Origin of the sequence: Microvirga brassicacearum, assembly GCF_008757455.1 — a bacterium.
Lineage (GTDB): Bacteria > Pseudomonadota > Alphaproteobacteria > Rhizobiales > Beijerinckiaceae > Microvirga > Microvirga brassicacearum.
In genome coordinates this window covers 16,997-32,762 of the sequence record NZ_VCMV01000055.1, presented here as the reverse complement: position 1 = coordinate 32,762, position 15,766 = coordinate 16,997, and the positions used below count along the sequence as shown (strand labels likewise).

Here is a 15,766-nt window from a genome sequence, read left to right as displayed (position 1 = left end):
TCGAAGGCGAGATAAAACGTTGTTACATAACGTAATCATCAATCGCTGTGAGACGCCATGTCCATTTCTCTGTGGGGAACGGAATTCTTCGTCAATTCGACCTGGGAGGGGGACCAGACCTTCCCGGCCGTGCAGGCCTTCGCCAGTGGCGGCTTCGTTTCCGTATGGGAAGATCGCGGAGGAGCGACCACCGAGCTTCGCGGACAATTATTCTATGCGGACGGCAACAAGCATGGCGTTGAATTCGTCATCAACAGCACCAGCGCCAACACGCAGGCGGAGCCGACGATCGCCGTGCTAAGCGACGGCCGTTTCGTTGTGGCCTGGGCGGATGACAGCGGCGCCGACGGGGAACCCGGCTGGGGCATCCGCGCCCGCGTCTTCAATCCCGACGGGTCCGCGGTGGGGCCGGATTTCCGGGTCAATACGACTGGTGCCGAGCACCAGGTCGAAGTGTCGATCGACGCCCTCGCCAATGGCGGATTTGTCGTTACCTATTCGGACTTTGGCGCCGTGAATCCGACCACGGATTACAGCCACGTCCGCGCGCGCGTCTATGGTGCCGATTTGCAGCCCGTCGCGGTTGCCGATTCCACGGTGGCCATCGATGCCGCAAAGCTTCAGGCTCTACCTGAGGTCGTCGGTCTCGAACACGGCTACGCAGTCGTGTTTGTGGAATGGGATGACGCCACCTCGAATTCCGTTCTTCGCGGCCGAGTTTTCGGCGATGACGGTGTTGGTTCGACAGAATTTGCGATCTCCGATTTCCCAGGCGGAGACGTGCGCGGTCCGGCCGCGACCCGCCTCGCCGATGGCCGATTGGTCGCGGTGTGGACCGAAGAAGCGGCGGACGGCGCAAAGGCCATCAAGGCGCGTCTGTTCGAACCAGACGGCACTGCTTCGGGCACGGCCTTCACCGTCAACGGAATCGCCCTGGCGACAGCTCCCGATATGAACGACAAGATCGGCGTCACGGCGCTGCCGGAGGGCGGCTTCGCCGTCACCTACACCAATCCCGCATCGGCGCTGCGTTGGGGTATCCGAGCGGCGATGTTCGACGGCACCGGTCAGCGGATCGGCGCCGATACCCTCATCAGCCCGGTGGATGTGGAGGGATCGAAAGGCGTCTCATCCGTCACGACCCTCGCCGACGGCCGGCTGATGACTGCGTGGCTGGATAACAGCGGGAGAATTTTCGACCCGGTCGGCATCAGCGGGCAGATCCTCGAAATCCGCACCAAGGCCGTGTCGCTTTCAGGGACGGATGCCGACGACGATTACATCGGCACGACCTTTCACGATGTGCTGAGGGGCGGCAACGGCAAGGACTGGCTCAACGGCGCGGACGGCAACGACGTCCTGGAGGGTGGTGCCGGGGCCGATACGTTGTATGGGGGAACCGGCGATGACACTCTGGATGGCGGCGACGGCCTTGACGAACTGACCGGGGGCGCCGGCGACGACACTTACATCCTTCGGAATCTTTCGGATGTGGCTTTCGAGGAAGTTGGCGAGGGATTTGATACGGCGGTGGTGTTCGAGGACGTGTTTCTCGAGGCCGTATCGACCATCGAGGCGCTGACGGCCGCGAGCGGAGCCCGTGTCGCCTTCCTGACCGGGAATGCCGACAACAATCGACTCACCGGCAATGAGGGCGCCAACACGATCGACGGGCGATCCGGCGACGACACGCTCATCGGCGGCGGCGGTGATGACGTGTTCATCATCGATAGCCAGGGTGATCGCGTATCCGATGCCAGCGGCTACGACAAGGTTGTCGCAAGCGCGAGCTTCGCGCTGCAGGAAGGCTCCGGCATCGAATTGCTGGAAGCGGATGCGTCCAGCTTCTGGGACACGCTCAGCCTTACGGGCGATTCCGCCGCAAACATCATCCGCGGCAATTCCGGCTGGTCGAGCCTGCGCGGCATGGGCGGCGACGATGTGCTGTATGGCAAGAACGGGAAGGATGCCTTAAGCGGCGGCACCGGTCGCGACACTTTCGTGTTCGACACCAAGCCGAACAAGATCTTCAACCGCGACAAGATCACCGATTTCAAACCGGTCGACGACACGATCTACCTGGATAATTCCGTGTTCAAGAAACTCGGCAAGGGCTCGTTCACCAAACCCGGCAAGTTGAACAAGGCGTTCTTCAAGATCAGTGACAAGGCGCGCGACAAGAACGACTACGTCGTCTACGACAAGAAGAAAGGCGTGCTCTGGTACGATGCCGATGGCTCGGGCCAGGGCGCTGCCGTCGAGATCTCCACCCTGTCGAAGAAGCTCAAGATGTCGGCGCTGGATTTCTTCGTGATCTGACGCCGCGGGCGGTGGAGCGATTCAAGTCCCGCGCTGATCGTTTAACCCGTCTCTTCGCCGGCGCATGACTTTTCTCGACCGGCGCTCGCATTGCCGGTCGGCGATCAGCGCACGGGCGGCCGGCCGGCGCCGGGCGGATAGGCGCTCCAGCCGGTCACCTGCACGAAGCCGTCGCGGGCCGCGACGATGAGGTGGCGGCGGTGTTTGTGGACGAGGGTGCCGGGTTTCTCGGCATGCGCCTGCCGCCAGCCGGATGCCTCCCACACGTGCAGGAGCTGCGAGCCGATGCGCGCGAAGGATTCGATGGAGCCGAAGGCGCGGATCGTGCGCAGCACGTCGTCGACATTTCCCGACCAATCGACGGTGCGTTGCGCCGGTGTCGTGCGCGGCCAGTAGCTGCCGGCGCCTTGCGGCTTCGCCTCGCGCCAGAGGCCCGGCAGATCGTCGGCGAGCGAACCGGCGATCTCCCTCGCGGCGATCTGGCATTTGGCGAGCAGGAGATCGTGGGTCTCGTCGTGGGCAAGCGGAAAACGCCGCTGCGCGATGACGGCGCCAGTATCGAAGGTCGAGTCGATGATATGCGCCGACATTCCCCATTCGGGCGCCGCATCGAGGATCGCCCGGAAGAGCGGATAGGGGCCGCGGCCCTCGGGCAAAGGCGAGGGATGAAAATTGACGGCGTAGGGCAGATGCGCCTGCCACCCATGGATGAGCCAGGGATAACCGGCCACGATCAGCGCGTCGCAACGGAGCGCGCTCAGGCCCGCGAGATCCGCCGGCTGCATGCGCGACATTTGCACCGGGATATGGAGCGCCTGCGCGCGCGTCACCGTCACGTCGTTGAAGTCGTAGACGCGGTCGCAGGGCCGGCTGAAGAGTTTGACCGGCTGCCAGCCCTTGGCGATCAGCGTGTCGAACACGTCTCCCAGAAAGTCGATTCCCGCGAAGGCAAAGCGCATCTCAAGTCGACGCCTTCAATCGAATGATCGAGCAAGCGACGCCGACAGGTCCCGGCGTGCGGCCTTGCCGATGAAGTTGCGGAACGTGGTGTTGTTGCGCAAGGCGGTTTCGCCGCCGGTGACCAGCACGTCGATGGTGGCCGGATCGAGCTTGAACCGCGTCGGCACCTGATCGAGCAGGGGTTTCAGGTCCGGCCCGGCATCGGCGAAGGTGACGCGGCCGACCGAGAACGTCACGTCGGCGCAGCGCCAACCCTGAAGCGTTCCGCGCAATTTCAACACCTCGCCGCTGGACAGGGAGCAGCGCCAGCGGCGCAAATCCGCCTGCCAGTCCTTCATGATCGCCGTGAAGTAGTCGTAGCCTTTATACACGCCGGAATCGATGGCGACGTCGGTGACGATGCTGGCAATCTCCACGCCTCCGGGAGAATCGATGCTGCGCTGCCAATCGCCCGCCGGCCCGCGCCCCGCATCGACCACCATGTAGAGGAAGCGATTGACGCGCACCGCCTGCTCGGCGGTCATCGGCATATAGGGACGATCGCGCTCGGAGCGCGCGATGGCGAGCGAGTGGATGCCGAAATTGTCCGTCAGGCCGCCATCGAGGAGCTTCACGTAACGGTAGCGGTCGGGATCGCCGCGATAGCGCATGAGAGCCGCGCCGCTGGCCTGCAGGGTGGCGGGTGACGTATCGGAAACTGCGCCGCGCTGCATGAATTGCGGGACCTTGCCGCCGCACCCGGCGCCGAAATTCTCCACGTTCATGGGAATGAACACGCCGGGCACCGCGGCCGACGCCGCCACCGCCTCCGACAGCTTCACCTTGCTCAGATCGCTGCACAGGACGTTGAAGGTGATCGGCTCGAACACGAAGGGGACGCGCGAATAGATGTCCGAGGCGGCGATCCAGACCAGCGGCCGCTTGCGGGCGAAGAGGCTCGCATAAGTGGCGCCGTCGAAAACGTTCTCGTCGAGCCAGCGCGGAAATTTCGACCGGTCATTGGCGCCGCCATCCTGGAGGATGCGCGCGATGCTCGTCAGGTTGATGTCGGTGTCGAAGCCCTGCTCGGCGTCACGATCGAGAAAGCGCGTCCGGAACGCCGGCAGACCCTCGCGGCCCTTCAGACCGAAATAGGCGGCGGTGACCGAGCCGCCCGACACGCCGGAGATGAGATCGACCATCTCGGTCATCCGGCGTGGGCCGCGATCGGTCTGGATTTCGTAGCGATCGAGTTCGCTCAGGACGCCGTACGAGAATGCCGAGGCGCGCATGCCGCCACCCGAAAACGCGACGCCCACGACGGTCGAGCCGAACTGATCAGGCCCGAGCGGCCATCCGCCCTGGTCGGCGACGCTGGCAATGGGCTCATTGATCGGATCGTTGAAGACGGCGCCGGCGCAGGCGGTCAGCGCCGTGGTCGCGACGGCCAACAGCGCACCGGTCCACCGGCTCCGAAAAGCGACCATCGTTTTCCCCCCAATCCCATTGCGATCATGGAATACGATGGTGTTTACGAAGTCTCAATAGGGCAGGCGCGACACTCGATGCCGAAGCTTCCTCCGGTGACCGCCGACAGGGAACCGGGGCCCGGCGCTTCGGTTTGACCTTAAGTATTGGCGACGGAAATTCCGGCGCCGCCCAAGGAGGTCCCATGGTTTCCCGCGACTTCATTCGACAACTCGAAGGCTACGGGCTGACAACGGCAAACATCCTTTATCGCCTGCCGGATCACCCGAAGATCTTGCAGACCTACATCTGGCAGGAATACGACGTCGCGCCGCGGTTTCCGGTATTGCTGGAATTTCTGGAGTTCTGGAATCGCGAGCTGGCGGGGCCGTTGCACTCGGTGAGGGTGTGTCATTCCCATCTGATCCGGCCGGCGGAAATCCGCCGCGTCGACGGCGAGATCACGCTGCACTGACCGAAAGCCGCGCTTGCCGTCGCCTGGCCGGCCGCGGAATTGCCGCGCGGCGCTGGCCGCACTTGGCCCGCCGCAGCAACTCGGGTAGAGAAGCCTCTCCCTTGAGCGTCCTCGAACTTGCCGGGCCTCCTTGTTATCTGCAGCACGCACTTCTCAAATCCTGGCGGCTCTCGCTTCGCAGCCGGGGGAGCGCCTCACCGTCCGTGACATCATGGCGGTTCTGCAGGACCGTGCCTTCGCGGTTCTCATCGTGCTGCTGGGGCTTCCCAACTGCCTGCCGATGCCGCCGCCGATCCCGTTGATCTGTGGCCTGTTGCTGGCGCTCGTGGCGGTCCAGATCATCGTCGGACGCCCCACGCCGTGGCTGCCCGATGTGCTGTTGCGGCGCTCTATCGCCAGCGTCGATGTGGACCGGGCGGTTGCCCGGGCGATGCCGGCTTTCCGCCGGCTGGAACGCTTCTCGCGGCCGCGCATGACCTTTCTCGACAATCCCGTCGCCATGCGGCTCATGGGCGTAGTTATCCTGATCCTGGCGCTGGGATTACTGTTCGCACCGCCCTTCGTCGGCCAGATTCCGCTGGGGATCGCCGTCTGCCTCGTAGGTCTCGGCCTCGTGGAGCGGGATGGGCTCGTGGTAGTCGGCGGCCTGATCATCGGCTCGGTCGGCCTGACCCTGAGCCTCGGCTTCGTCTACGCGATTTTCTCCGGGATCGGGAGCTTCTTCTGAGGCGACCTAACTGTCATTCCGGGGCGCGCGGAGCGCGAACCCGGAACCCATAAACGCTGACGGCAGCGGAAAATGCTTGGTTGGGATTATTCGGAGGCGACACGGCGTCTGGGTTCCGGGCTCGGCTTCGCCGCCCCGGAATGACGGGAGGGCGCGCGAAATTAACGGAGACCTAGTCTAAATCAGCTTGAGCCCCTTCAGGCTCGCGTGCCCCTCGCGCCCGACGATGATGTGGTCGTGCACGGCAATGCCCAAGGGGCCGGCGATTTCGATGATGTCGCGGGTGATCTTGACGTCCGCCGAGGACGGTGTCGGATCGCCGCTCGGGTGGTTGTGGACCAAAATCAGCGCCGATGCCGACAGTTCCAGCGCCCGCTTGACGACCTCGCGCGGATAGACCGGCGTGTGATCCACCGTGCCGGATTGCTGCACCTCGTCGGCGATGAGCGCATTGCGCTTGTCGAGGAAGAGCAGGCGGAACTGCTCCTTGTCCATGAACGCCATGGCAGTGCGGCAATATTCGAGGACAGAGCTCCAGGAGGACAGAACCGGCCGCTTGGCGACCGCCCCCTTGGCAAGGCGACGGGCGGAGGCCTCGATGATCTTCAAATCGACGATGATGCTGTCACCGAGCCCCTCGATCTCCATCAGCCGGGCGGGGGAGGCGGCGAGAACTTCCGCGAAGGAGCCGAAGCGGCGCACCAGCTCCTTGGCAAGCGGCTTGACGTCCCGGCGCGGAATGGAGCGGAAGAGGACGAGTTCGAGCAATTCGTAATCCGGCATCGCATCGCCGCCGACCTCGGTGAATCGGGTGCGCAGCCGGTCACGGTGGCCGTGGTAATGCGGCGTGTCCTCGGGGCCGCTCATGAGGCGGGGGCGTAGGGCTGGTCCAATCCCTTGGGCGAGAGCGTGAAGATCTCGCAGCCGGTCTCGGTGACGCCGATCGTGTGCTCGAATTGCGCCGACAGCGACCGGTCGCGGGTCACGGCGGTCCAGCCATCGGACAGAACCTTTACCTGCGGGCGACCGAGATTGATCATCGGTTCCACGGTAAACAGCATCCCGGCCTTCATCTCCACGTTGTAGGACGGCTCCACATAATGAAGGATCGTCGGGGAATCGTGGAAGACCTGACCCAGGCCGTGGCCGCAGAAATCGCGCACGACCGAGCACCGCTCCGACTCGGCATAGGTCTGGATGGCGGCGCCGATATCGTTGGTCCACGCACCCGACTTGATCGCCGCAAGCCCGCGCATGAGGCATTCATAGGTGATCTCGCAGAGCCGCTGCGCCCGGCGCGGCACCTCGCCGACATAGTACATCCGGCTCGAATCGCCATGCCAGCCATCGAGGATCAGCGTGACGTCGATATTGATGATGTCGCCCTCGCGCAGGGGCTTGTCGTTGGGGATGCCGTGGCAGACCACGTGGTTGATCGAGATGCAGGTGGATTTGGTGTAGCCGCGATAATGCAAGGTTGCCGGATAGGCCCCATGATCGCGCGCGAAATCGAAGACGAGGCGGTCGAGATGATCCGTGGTCACGCCGGGCGCGACCTCGGCCGCCAGCATGTCGAGCGCCTCGGCGGTCAGCCGCCCGGCCCGCCGCATGGCGGCAAACGCCTCCGGGCCATGCAGGGGTATCTGCGAGCTGCGCTTGCGCTCGATTATCTCGGTCTCAGTCATCAGACGTCCTTGGAGTTATCCCGAATGTAGGGATTGGCGCGCGCCGCGCAAGCGCCCAGAGGGGGAGCGGCCGCGACCGGCCCGAACTTGCGGATGCGACGCCGGAGTGTCATGACACCCCGAATTTTTTGAGCCAACCGGCTTCCAGGTCATTGATGATGAACGATCCTCGTCCCTTCGGGGCCTATGCGCCCTCCGGATTTGCCAAATGGGCGCTTGAGCGGACCAGGGCCTTCTCCAACCGCTGGGCGCCCCGGCGCATGGCCTTTATGCTGCGCCGGCTGGCGGTGCAATCCCTGAAAGGGCAGCCGCTGGACGTAGAGACCCTCGGCGCCCGGATGCGGCTCTATCCCTACAACAATGTCTGTGAAAAACGCATTCTCTTTACCCCCCAGTTCTTCGATCCGCAGGAGCTCGCCCTTCTCGAATCGCGGATCGCGCCGGGGTTCACCTTTGTGGACGTAGGCGCCAATGTGGGTGGCTACGCCCTGTTCGTGGCGGCGCGGGCGGGTCCGTCCGGACGCATCCTGGCGCTCGAGCCCCAGCCCGAGATCTTCGACCGGCTGACCTATAATATCCGGCAGAACCCGTTCGGCACGGTCAAGGCCATCGCCTGTGCGGTCGCGGACAAGACCGGGGAACTGACGCTGTTTCTCGACCCCCGCAACAAGGGCGAATCGAGCGTGAAGATCGTCGGTCCGAACGAGGCCGATGCCATCCGTGTGCCCGCCATCACCCTGCTGGACCTCCTCAACCGCGAGAATTTCACCCGGATCGATGCGATCAAGCTCGATGTGGAAGGCGCCGAGGACCTCATCCTCGACCCATTCTTCCGCGACGCCCCGGAATCGCTTTACCCCAAGCTCTTCGTCATCGAGGACGGCCGTGACCAATGGCAGATCGACCTGCCGGAGCTCCTGGAGAGCAAGGGCTACCGGCTGATCCTGCACACCCGGCTGAACGTGGTGTATGAGCGCGGGTGAGGGTACCGCGACAGGGGAAGCGATGTCGTTGAAGATCGCGCTGATGCGCAGCATCGTGATCAACGGCCAGCGGGTGAAGATGGCCGATGCACGCGCCCTGGCCGAACAGGTCGGCGGCACGGACGTGCAATCCATCATCGCCACAGGCAACCTGGTGTTCCGGTCCAGCAAGGCGCCTCGCACGCTGGAGCGCGAGCTCGAAGCGGCCTGCGAAGCGTTCTATGGCCGGGCGACCGAGATCGTCGTCAAGACGGACGCGCAATGGCGCTCGCTGCTTGCCGCCAATCCCTTTGGCACGGAGGCCGTGCAGGCGCCGGCGCGGCTGCTGGTCTGGGCCATGCGGACACCGCTCCCCGACGCCGGCCTCGAACAACTGAAACGGCGCTCGATCGGCGAAGAGTTGATCGAGCGAACGGTCGACGGGGATTTCTACATCTGGTTCGGCCGAGGCAATATTTCAGCCTCGAAGATCCCGGCCGGCTTCGGCCTCAAGGCTCTCGGCGCGGTCGGGACCAATCGCAACTGGAACACCGCCCTGAAGATCGCGCGGGCTCTCGATGAAATGGCGGGCTGGTGCTGAAGACAGCGTGGCGGTCTGCCGAGAAGACCATCAACTGTTTTCAGCGACCTTCTTGCGCAATCGGCGACCCGGATCAGGCCGCCGACCGGCCGTCATAGGCCCGCTGCAGCCCCGCAACGTCGAGCTTCACCATCTGCAGCATCGCCTGCATGACGCGCTGCGCTTTCGCCGGATCGGGGTCACCCAGCAATTTGTGCAGCGCCTTCGGCACGATTTGCCACGACACGCCGTAGCGGTCCTTCAGCCAGCCGCATTGCTCGATCGCCCCGCCATCGGAGAGAGCGTTCCACAACCGGTCGACCTCGGCCTGGTCCTCGCAATCCATCGCGAACGAAATGGCGTGCGTGAACTCGAACCGCGTGCCGCCGTTCAGCGCCAGATAGCGCTGGCCGGCGAGCGTGAACGCAACGACCAGCACACTGCCGACTTTTCCCGACGGACTGTCCACCACGTTCCTCTGCACGTGGTCGATCCGCGAGTCGGGAAGCAGCGAGACGTAGAAATTCGCCGCCTCTTCGGCCTCGCCGTCGAACCACAGGCAGGGTGCAATTTTGGACATTCTCTCTCTCCTTTGGGATCGGTTCGGCGGGATTACGCGCGGGGTGCGGTCATTCGCTATCGAGCAGGATCTCGAACCCGCCATAGATGAGGCGCTTGCCGTCAAACGGCATGTCGTCTTCCATCTTCAGGCGCGGGTCCTCCATGACCTTCTTGTTGCCCTCGTCGCGTACGGCCTTCGACGGCCAGACGATCCACGAGAAGACGACGTTCTCGCCTGCCTCGGCTTTCACCGCGCCCTTGAAGTCGGTGACCTTCCCATCAGGAATGTCGTCGCCCCAGCATTCGACGATGCGGGTCGCGCCGAATTCCTTGAAGATCGGCGCCGCCTTCGCGGCCATCGCGCGATAGGCCTCCTTTTTGCCAGCCGGCACGGGAATAACGAATCCATCGACGTAGCTCATGATATTTCTCCTTGTCGGTCGGTGGCTCAAGCCCCGACCTGCTCGGGTGAGGACGACATCGCTTCCTGCGCTGCCGCCATATCCATCCACATCACTTCCCAGATATGGCCGTCAGGATCCTCGAAGCTGCGGCCATACATGAAGCCGTAATCCTGCTTCGGACCGGGATCGATGGTGCCTCCGGCAGCTTTGGCCTTGCCGACAATGTCATCGACGTCGTCGCGGCTATCGGCGGACAGGCAGATCAGCACCTCGCTGGTTTCCTTCGCGTTGGCGATCGCCTTCGGCGTAAATTGGCGGAACTTGTCGTGGGTCAACAGCATCGCGTGAATTGTCTCGGAAAACACCATGCAGGACGCCGTGCCATCGCTGAATTGCGGGTTCTTCTCTGCACCCACCGCCTCATAGAATGCGGTCGCACGGGCAAGGTCGGTGACGGGCAGGTTGACGAAAATCATCTTGGCCATGGGGGTTCCTCTTGGTTGGCGTTTGACGATGATGTCGCGGTGAGTTATAAAAAGCAACCATGAAGTTAAAAAAAATAACTGAACCTCATCCGCGCCGCCGATATGACGATGCCTGCGGGGCCGCGCACGGGCTTGATCTGGTGGGGGAACGCTGGGCGCTTCTCGTCATGCGCGAATTGATGATGGGGCCGAAAAGGTTCAGCGACCTGCGTGCCGGCCTGCCCGGAATCAGCGCGAACGTGTTGACCCAGCGCCTCGAAGGCCTCGAGGCGGCCGGCATCGTGGCGCGCCGCAAGCTGCCCCCGCCATCCGCAGCCCAAGTCTACGAATTGACCGCGTGGGGCTACGAGAGTGAGCCGATCTTCCAGACCTTGGGCCGCTGGGCGGCGCGCTCGCCGACGCATGATCCGACCCTGCCGCTGAGCACGACCTCGTTGCTGTTGTCCCTGCGCACCATGCTCGATCCGGCGCGCGCGCAGGGAATCGATGCACGGATCGGCTTTCGCCTCGGCGCTGAGACCTATCTCGCCCACCTCGCCAACGGCGAGATCGCCATCGCGCGGGGCGGGCTCGACGATGCCGATCTGGTCTTCACGGGCGCCGCGCCGATCCTCGCCGCTGCGATCTACGGCGGCCAGCCACTGGAGGCGCTGGAGGCGGCGGGCGCATTGCGGATCGAGGGAGATCGCGCGCTCGCCGCGCGGTTCGTGACCCTGTTTCCGCTTCCGCCGAAGGCGGGCGTCTCGCCCTCGCGATAGCGTCTGCCCGATGTTCGATGATTATCTCACATGTTGGAACCTGACAGGGCCGTTCCATCACGAATGCGGCGTCACGATTTCCACCGCCCGCTCGATCTCCACGCCTTCCGCGTTCACCCGACACATATAGGCGTACGATTCCACGCCCGCCGCCAATGCGTGGCGAAACGCCCGGTCGTAGACCGGGTCGATATCGCGGGCGACGTCGAAGCGCTCGGCCTCCATCTGGATCACATAGACGAGAGCCGCTCTCGCGCCTCCTTCCACCATGTCGACGAGTTCATAAAGGTGCTTGGCGCTGCGGGCCGCGATGCAATCGGGGAATTCGGCGAAGCCCGGCTGGCGCATGAGATGGCAGTTCTTGACCTCGAGATAGCAGGGCGGGGCGCCGTCCTTCTCGAGCAGGAAATCGATCCGGCTGTTGCGGCCGTATTTCACCTCCGGACGAACGCGGTCATAGCCGACGAAAGGCGCGAGTCGGTTGCCGCGCAGGGCCTCCGCCACGAGGGCGTTGGGCCGGGAGGTGTTGATGCCGACAAGCTGGTTCGGCCCGCCGCCGGCGGCGACCTCCACCAATTCCCAGTTATAGGCGAGCTTGCGCTTGGGATTGCCGGCGCGCGACAGCAGCACCCGACTGCCCGGCTCCTTCAGGCCGAGCATAGCGCCCGGATTGGCGCAATGGGCCGTCACCACGGAGCCATCGGCAAGAAGAATATCGGCGAGGAACCGCTTGTAGCGCTCGATCAGGCGGCCTTCGAGCAGGGGTTCGGAGAAGAGCATGAGCCATCCGGGAAAGAAAAAAGCACATCCCGCCATTCGGGGGCCACAGAGCGGAGCCTGGACCTATACCCGGAGGGGCTGCCGGATAAAACTCCACCCCAAATGACGGGGTGGGGAATGCCAACCGCGACGCTGGAATTTGGCGATTCGCGCCCCACGTCTTATGCCAACCTTGTGACCTCCCGATTGGATTCGCCTCTGATGCTCCTTGCCCTTCGTCGTCTTAGTGTCGCCGCCGCCTGTGTGCTCGCCGTCGGTCTCCCGGCCGCCGAAGCGCAGGAAACCGCCCGCGTCGTTCCTGAGAGCAAGGCTCAGGTCCAGCTTTCGTTCGCGCCCATCGTGCGCCAGTCGAGCGGGGCCGTCGTCAACGTCTATGCGACCCGCTCCGAGCGGCGTCAGAATGCGGGCATGGAGGAATTTTTCCGCCGCTTTTTCGGCGAAGGCGGACCCAGCGTGCCTCCCGGCCGCTCCCAGAGTTCGCTCGGCTCCGGCATCATCGTGGACGCCTCCGGCCTGGTCATCACCAATAACCACGTCATCGAGAACATGAACGAGGTGAAGGTGGCGCTCGCCGACCGGCGCGAATTCGAGGCCGAGATCGTGCTGCGCGACCCGCGCACCGATCTGGCGGTGCTGAAGCTGAAGAACGCCACGGACCTGCAGGTGCTGGAACTGGGCGACTCGGAAGCGCTGCAGGTGGGCGATCTGGTGCTCGCCGTCGGCAACCCGTTCGGCGTCGGGCAGACGGTGACCCAGGGCATCGTCTCGGCGCTGGCGCGCACGCAAGTGGGCGTGTCCGACTATCAATTCTTCATCCAGACGGATGCGGCCATCAACCCGGGCAATTCCGGCGGCGGCCTCATCGACATGAGCGGGCGCCTCATCGGGATCAACACGGCCATTTTCTCAAAATCGGGTGGCAATGTGGGCATCGGCTTCGCCATCCCCTCCAGCATGGCGCGCGTGGTGCTCAACTCGGCCAAGGGCGGCTCGAGCAAAGTGGTGCGGCCGTGGCTCGGCGCACGGCTGCAATCGGTGGATGGCGAGATTGCCACGAGCCTCGGCCTTGCCCGCCCGACCGGCGTGCTGGTGACGTCCATCTACGACAAGGGCCCGGCTGCCGAGGCGGGGCTGAAGCGCGGCGACGCGATTCTCGCGGTCGATGGCCAGTCGATCGATAATCCGGACGCGTTCGGCTACCGTTTCACCCTGAAAGGGACGCAAGGCCAGACGCCGTTGACCGTTCTTCGAGATGGCAAGCGGACAGAGCTGAGGGTCGCTCTGCTCCCGCCGCCCGAAAGGCCGGCGCGGGACCCGGTGCGGGTCCGTTCGCGCTCGCCGCTTGCCGGCGCGACCCTGGTGAACATGTCGCCGGCGGTGGCTGAAGAATTCCAGGTCGACATTTCCGACGACGGCGTGGTGGTGGCGGAGCTGGATGAGCAGGGCGTAGCCGCGAGCGTCGGTTTCCAGAAGGGCGACCAGATCGTCGCCCTCAACGGCGAGCGCATTGCCTCCACGAAGGACATCGAGCGCCTGACGCAACGCACCGGCGGCTATTGGGAGATCACCGTCAGTCGTGGCGGTCGCGTGTTCACGACCGTGTTCGGCCGATGAGCAACCAGCGCGAGCGCTCGCGGGCCGAGGCCTCATGAGCGATCTTTTTGCCTCCGCAGGCATGGATAAGGACGCGCCGCGGCCACTTGCGGACAGGATGCGGCCGACCAGATTGTCCGAGGTCGTCGGGCAGGATCATCTGGTCGGGCCCGACGGCATCCTGACACGGCTGATCGGGTCGAGGTCGCTCGGCTCGCTGATTTTCTGGGGCCCTCCCGGCACCGGCAAGACGACGGTCGCGCGCCTCATGGCGCATGAAACCGATCTGCACTTCGTCCAGATCTCGGCGATCTTTTCCGGGGTCGCCGACCTGAAGAAGGTGTTCGAGGCGGCGCGCGCCTTGCGCTCCACCGGCAAGGGCACGCTGCTCTTCGTCGACGAGATCCACCGCTTCAACCGCGCCCAGCTCGATGCCTTCCTGCCCGTCATGGAAGACGGCACCATCACCCTCGTCGGCGCCACCACCGAGAATCCGAGTTTCGAGCTGAACGCTGCGCTGTTGTCGCGCGCGCGGGTGCTGGTGTTCCGGTCGCTCGATGAGACGGCGATTCAGGATATCCTGCTAAGGGCCGAAGACATCACCGGAAAATCGCTTCCGCTTGATGACGCGGCCCGCGCCTCCCTGGTGCGGATGGCGGATGGGGACGGGCGCGCGGTCCTCACCCTTGCGGAAGAGGTGTGGCGCTCGGCGAAGCCCGACGAAATCTTCGATGCCGAGCAATTGCAGGAGATCATCCAGCGGCGCGCACCGATCTACGACAAGGGGCAGGAGGGGCATTACAACCTCATCTCGGCCCTGCACAAGACGATCCGCGGCTCGGACCCGGATGCGGCGCTCTATTACCTCGCGCGGATGCTCGATGCGGGCGAGGACCGCCTGTTCATCGCCCGCCGGCTGGTGCGCATGGCGGTCGAGGACATCGGGCTCGCCGACCCGCAGGCTCTGGTGATCGCCAACGCCGCCAAGGACGCCTTCGATTTTCTCGGGTCGCCCGAGGGAGAATTGGCGCTGGCGCAGGTGGCGGTCTATCTCGCGACGGCGCCGAAATCGAATGCGGTCTATAACGCCTTCAAGGCGGCGACCCGGGTGGCGAAGGAGCACGGCTCCTTGATGCCGCCGAAAACGATCCTCAACGCCCCGACCAAGCTGATGAAGCAGATCGGTTACGGCGACAGCTACCGCTACGACCATGACGAGCCCGACGCCTTCTCGGGTCAGGATTATTGGCCCGAGAAACTGGGCCGGCAATCCTTCTACGACCCCGTCGATCGCGGCTTCGAGCGCGATCTCAGGAAGCGGTTGGATTGGTGGGAGAAGCTGCGGCGGGAACGCAGGAGTCGGGGCGATTAGTGGATATCTCCTCGTCTTTGTCGGCGCCGGACTCGGCGGCTGCCTGCGGTATGCGGTCAATCTCGGGACCGCGCGCTATTGGGGGCTGGCATTCCCGTGGGGGACGCTTTGCGTCAACGTCGTCGGATCGTTTCTGATGGGCACGGTCGCGGCGTGGCTGGCATTTCGCTCCGGCCATACCTTGAGCCATCATGCGCGCCTGTTCGTCGCCACCGGAATTCTCGGTGGCTTCACGACCTTCTCGGCCTTCTCCCTCGACACCATCGCCTTGTGGGAGCGCGGCGATGCGGGCCTTGCGCTTGCCTATGTGGCGGGGTCGATCGTGATGTCCATCGCCGGGCTGGTGGCGGGACTGGCACTGGTTCGCGCGCTGGCCTGATGCGCGGCCCGAATTCGCGTCCAGCCGGCGCAAGCTTGATTGCCGCTCGCGCGGCGCTCTGTTACCGAAGTCCCATGACACAGAGCGGTTCAGGAAAAAGCGGCGCCCGGGGTGGCAAAGGACGATCGGGCACACGGCAGGGCTTTCGCTCTCGTGAGGACAAGCCCGTGCGTCCGGTCAACCCGCAGAAGCGCGCCTCGAAGGCAGCGACGAAAACGGCGAGCAAGCCCCGGCCGGTGAGGGCGGCGGCTGCGAGCATCGCGGCGAAGCCCGCTCCGCG

At 64.4% G+C, this 15,766-nt stretch carries 18 protein-coding genes; 9 read left to right on the top strand and 9 right to left on the bottom strand.

Annotated features, from left to right (window positions below; genetic code table 11):
* Positions 1 to 57: 57 nt before the first annotated feature.
* Positions 58 to 2,319 carry a calcium-binding protein gene (locus tag FEZ63_RS21170; protein WP_150948275.1) on the top strand — a complete coding sequence of 754 codons (2,262 nt, stop codon included), beginning with the start codon at positions 58 to 60 and terminating at the stop codon, positions 2,317 to 2,319.
* A 104-nt stretch (positions 2,320 to 2,423) separates the two neighbouring features.
* On the opposite strand, the gene FEZ63_RS21165 is transcribed toward FEZ63_RS21170, so the two are convergent.
* Both FEZ63_RS21165 and FEZ63_RS21160 read right to left on the bottom strand, forming a co-directional pair.
* Complete coding sequence (locus FEZ63_RS21165) at positions 2,424 to 3,278, bottom strand: methionyl-tRNA formyltransferase (RefSeq protein ID WP_150948271.1); 855 nt, start codon at positions 3,276 to 3,278, stop codon at positions 2,424 to 2,426.
* A 15-nt stretch (positions 3,279 to 3,293) separates the two neighbouring features.
* Positions 3,294 to 4,745 carry a patatin-like phospholipase family protein gene (locus FEZ63_RS21160; RefSeq protein WP_150948269.1) on the bottom strand — a complete coding sequence of 484 codons (1,452 nt, stop codon included), beginning with the start codon at positions 4,743 to 4,745 and terminating at the stop codon, positions 3,294 to 3,296.
* Positions 4,746 to 4,930: 185 nt separating this feature from the next.
* On the opposite strand from FEZ63_RS21160, the gene FEZ63_RS21155 reads away from it, so the two are divergent.
* Together FEZ63_RS21155 and FEZ63_RS21150 are read left to right on the top strand one after the other, a co-directional pair.
* On the top strand, positions 4,931 to 5,200 hold the full coding sequence (locus FEZ63_RS21155) for an usg protein (protein ID WP_150948266.1): 270 nt from the start codon (positions 4,931 to 4,933) through the stop codon (positions 5,198 to 5,200).
* Between the two features lie 130 nt (positions 5,201 to 5,330).
* Positions 5,331 to 5,927, top strand: a complete 597-nt coding sequence (locus FEZ63_RS21150; protein ID WP_150948264.1) for an exopolysaccharide biosynthesis protein — start codon at positions 5,331 to 5,333, stop codon at positions 5,925 to 5,927.
* Between the two features lie 177 nt (positions 5,928 to 6,104).
* Here FEZ63_RS21150 and radC read toward each other — a convergent pair whose 3' ends face one another.
* Positions 6,105 to 6,794: a RadC family protein gene (radC, locus tag FEZ63_RS21145; RefSeq protein ID WP_150948261.1), complete on the bottom strand. Its 690-nt coding sequence runs from the start codon at positions 6,792 to 6,794 to the stop codon at positions 6,105 to 6,107.
* Positions 6,791 to 7,612 carry a type I methionyl aminopeptidase gene (gene map / locus FEZ63_RS21140; protein WP_150948259.1) on the bottom strand — a complete coding sequence of 274 codons (822 nt, stop codon included), beginning with the start codon at positions 7,610 to 7,612 and terminating at the stop codon, positions 6,791 to 6,793. Before map ends, radC begins: the two co-directional genes overlap by 4 nt.
* Positions 7,613 to 7,770: 158 nt before the next feature.
* On the opposite strand from map, the gene FEZ63_RS21135 reads away from it, so the two are divergent.
* Both FEZ63_RS21135 and FEZ63_RS21130 read left to right on the top strand, forming a co-directional pair.
* On the top strand, positions 7,771 to 8,595 hold the full coding sequence (locus tag FEZ63_RS21135) for an FkbM family methyltransferase (protein ID WP_150948410.1): 825 nt from the start codon (positions 7,771 to 7,773) through the stop codon (positions 8,593 to 8,595).
* A 22-nt stretch (positions 8,596 to 8,617) separates the two neighbouring features.
* A complete protein-coding gene (locus FEZ63_RS21130; RefSeq protein ID WP_162419814.1) occupies positions 8,618 to 9,175 on the top strand; it encodes a DUF1697 domain-containing protein in 558 nt (185 codons plus the stop codon).
* A gap of 73 nt (positions 9,176 to 9,248) precedes the next feature.
* Here the strand turns inward: FEZ63_RS21130 and FEZ63_RS21125 are convergent, their stop codons facing one another.
* The 3 genes from FEZ63_RS21125 to FEZ63_RS21115 are packed head-to-tail and all read right to left on the bottom strand — an operon-like array spanning position 9,249 to position 10,604.
* On the bottom strand, positions 9,249 to 9,734 hold the full coding sequence (locus tag FEZ63_RS21125; RefSeq protein ID WP_150948252.1) for a VOC family protein: 486 nt from the start codon (positions 9,732 to 9,734) through the stop codon (positions 9,249 to 9,251).
* A 49-nt stretch (positions 9,735 to 9,783) separates the two neighbouring features.
* Positions 9,784 to 10,137, bottom strand: a complete 354-nt coding sequence (locus FEZ63_RS21120; protein WP_150948249.1) for a DUF1428 domain-containing protein — start codon at positions 10,135 to 10,137, stop codon at positions 9,784 to 9,786.
* A 26-nt stretch (positions 10,138 to 10,163) separates the two neighbouring features.
* Positions 10,164 to 10,604, bottom strand: coding sequence for a VOC family protein (locus FEZ63_RS21115; RefSeq protein WP_150948246.1), 441 nt, complete (start codon positions 10,602 to 10,604; stop codon positions 10,164 to 10,166).
* Positions 10,605 to 10,663: 59 nt separating this feature from the next.
* On the opposite strand from FEZ63_RS21115, the gene FEZ63_RS21110 reads away from it, so the two are divergent.
* Positions 10,664 to 11,362, top strand: a complete 699-nt coding sequence (locus tag FEZ63_RS21110; protein WP_150948243.1) for a winged helix-turn-helix transcriptional regulator — start codon at positions 10,664 to 10,666, stop codon at positions 11,360 to 11,362.
* 57 nt (positions 11,363 to 11,419) lie between these two features.
* Here FEZ63_RS21110 and sfsA read toward each other — a convergent pair whose 3' ends face one another.
* Positions 11,420 to 12,142, bottom strand: coding sequence for a DNA/RNA nuclease SfsA (sfsA, locus tag FEZ63_RS21105; RefSeq protein ID WP_150948240.1), 723 nt, complete (start codon positions 12,140 to 12,142; stop codon positions 11,420 to 11,422).
* Between the two features lie 201 nt (positions 12,143 to 12,343).
* On the opposite strand from sfsA, the gene FEZ63_RS21100 reads away from it, so the two are divergent.
* From FEZ63_RS21100 to crcB, 3 genes are read left to right on the top strand one after another with little or no spacing between them, the layout of a single operon-like run.
* The gene (locus FEZ63_RS21100; protein ID WP_150948237.1) at positions 12,344 to 13,756 is read left to right on the top strand and encodes a Do family serine endopeptidase; all 1,413 of its coding nucleotides are present in this window, start codon (positions 12,344 to 12,346) and stop codon (positions 13,754 to 13,756) included.
* A 34-nt stretch (positions 13,757 to 13,790) separates the two neighbouring features.
* Entirely contained in the window at positions 13,791 to 15,107 is a 1,317-nt protein-coding gene (locus FEZ63_RS21095; RefSeq protein WP_150948234.1) for a replication-associated recombination protein A, read from the top strand.
* Positions 15,103 to 15,486: a fluoride efflux transporter CrcB gene (gene crcB / locus FEZ63_RS25825; protein WP_244622923.1), complete on the top strand. Its 384-nt coding sequence runs from the start codon at positions 15,103 to 15,105 to the stop codon at positions 15,484 to 15,486. The genes FEZ63_RS21095 and crcB overlap by 5 nt, the downstream gene beginning before the upstream one ends.
* Before the next feature lie 61 nt (positions 15,487 to 15,547).
* On the opposite strand, the gene FEZ63_RS25375 is transcribed toward crcB, so the two are convergent.
* Positions 15,548 to 15,766: hypothetical protein (locus FEZ63_RS25375; protein WP_210251580.1), on the bottom strand; the 219-nt coding region annotated here is incomplete at its 5' end.

Excerpts from the sequence above, each read along its gene's own strand:
- FEZ63_RS21100 (WP_150948237.1), top strand. The coding sequence starts at position 12,344 with ATGCTCCTTGCCCTTCGTCGTCTTAGTGTCGCCGCCGCCTGTGTGCTC.
- sfsA (WP_150948240.1), bottom strand. The coding sequence starts at position 12,142 with ATGCTCTTCTCCGAACCCCTGCTCGAAGGCCGCCTGATCGAGCGCTAC.
- FEZ63_RS21120 (WP_150948249.1), bottom strand. The coding sequence starts at position 10,137 with ATGAGCTACGTCGATGGATTCGTTATTCCCGTGCCGGCTGGCAAAAAG.
- FEZ63_RS21110 (WP_150948243.1), top strand. The coding sequence starts at position 10,664 with ATGAAGTTAAAAAAAATAACTGAACCTCATCCGCGCCGCCGATATGAC.
- FEZ63_RS21170 (WP_150948275.1), top strand. The coding sequence starts at position 58 with ATGTCCATTTCTCTGTGGGGAACGGAATTCTTCGTCAATTCGACCTGG.
- FEZ63_RS21130 (WP_162419814.1), top strand. The coding sequence starts at position 8,618 with ATGTCGTTGAAGATCGCGCTGATGCGCAGCATCGTGATCAACGGCCAG.
- FEZ63_RS21125 (WP_150948252.1), bottom strand. The coding sequence starts at position 9,734 with ATGTCCAAAATTGCACCCTGCCTGTGGTTCGACGGCGAGGCCGAAGAG.
- map (WP_150948259.1), bottom strand. The coding sequence starts at position 7,612 with ATGACTGAGACCGAGATAATCGAGCGCAAGCGCAGCTCGCAGATACCC.
- FEZ63_RS21165 (WP_150948271.1), bottom strand. The coding sequence starts at position 3,278 with ATGCGCTTTGCCTTCGCGGGAATCGACTTTCTGGGAGACGTGTTCGAC.
- FEZ63_RS21155 (WP_150948266.1), top strand. The coding sequence starts at position 4,931 with ATGGTTTCCCGCGACTTCATTCGACAACTCGAAGGCTACGGGCTGACA.
- FEZ63_RS21115 (WP_150948246.1), bottom strand. The coding sequence starts at position 10,604 with ATGGCCAAGATGATTTTCGTCAACCTGCCCGTCACCGACCTTGCCCGT.
- radC (WP_150948261.1), bottom strand. The coding sequence starts at position 6,794 with ATGAGCGGCCCCGAGGACACGCCGCATTACCACGGCCACCGTGACCGG.
- FEZ63_RS21135 (WP_150948410.1), top strand. The coding sequence starts at position 7,771 with ATGAACGATCCTCGTCCCTTCGGGGCCTATGCGCCCTCCGGATTTGCC.
- FEZ63_RS21160 (WP_150948269.1), bottom strand. The coding sequence starts at position 4,745 with ATGGTCGCTTTTCGGAGCCGGTGGACCGGTGCGCTGTTGGCCGTCGCG.
- FEZ63_RS21095 (WP_150948234.1), top strand. The coding sequence starts at position 13,791 with ATGAGCGATCTTTTTGCCTCCGCAGGCATGGATAAGGACGCGCCGCGG.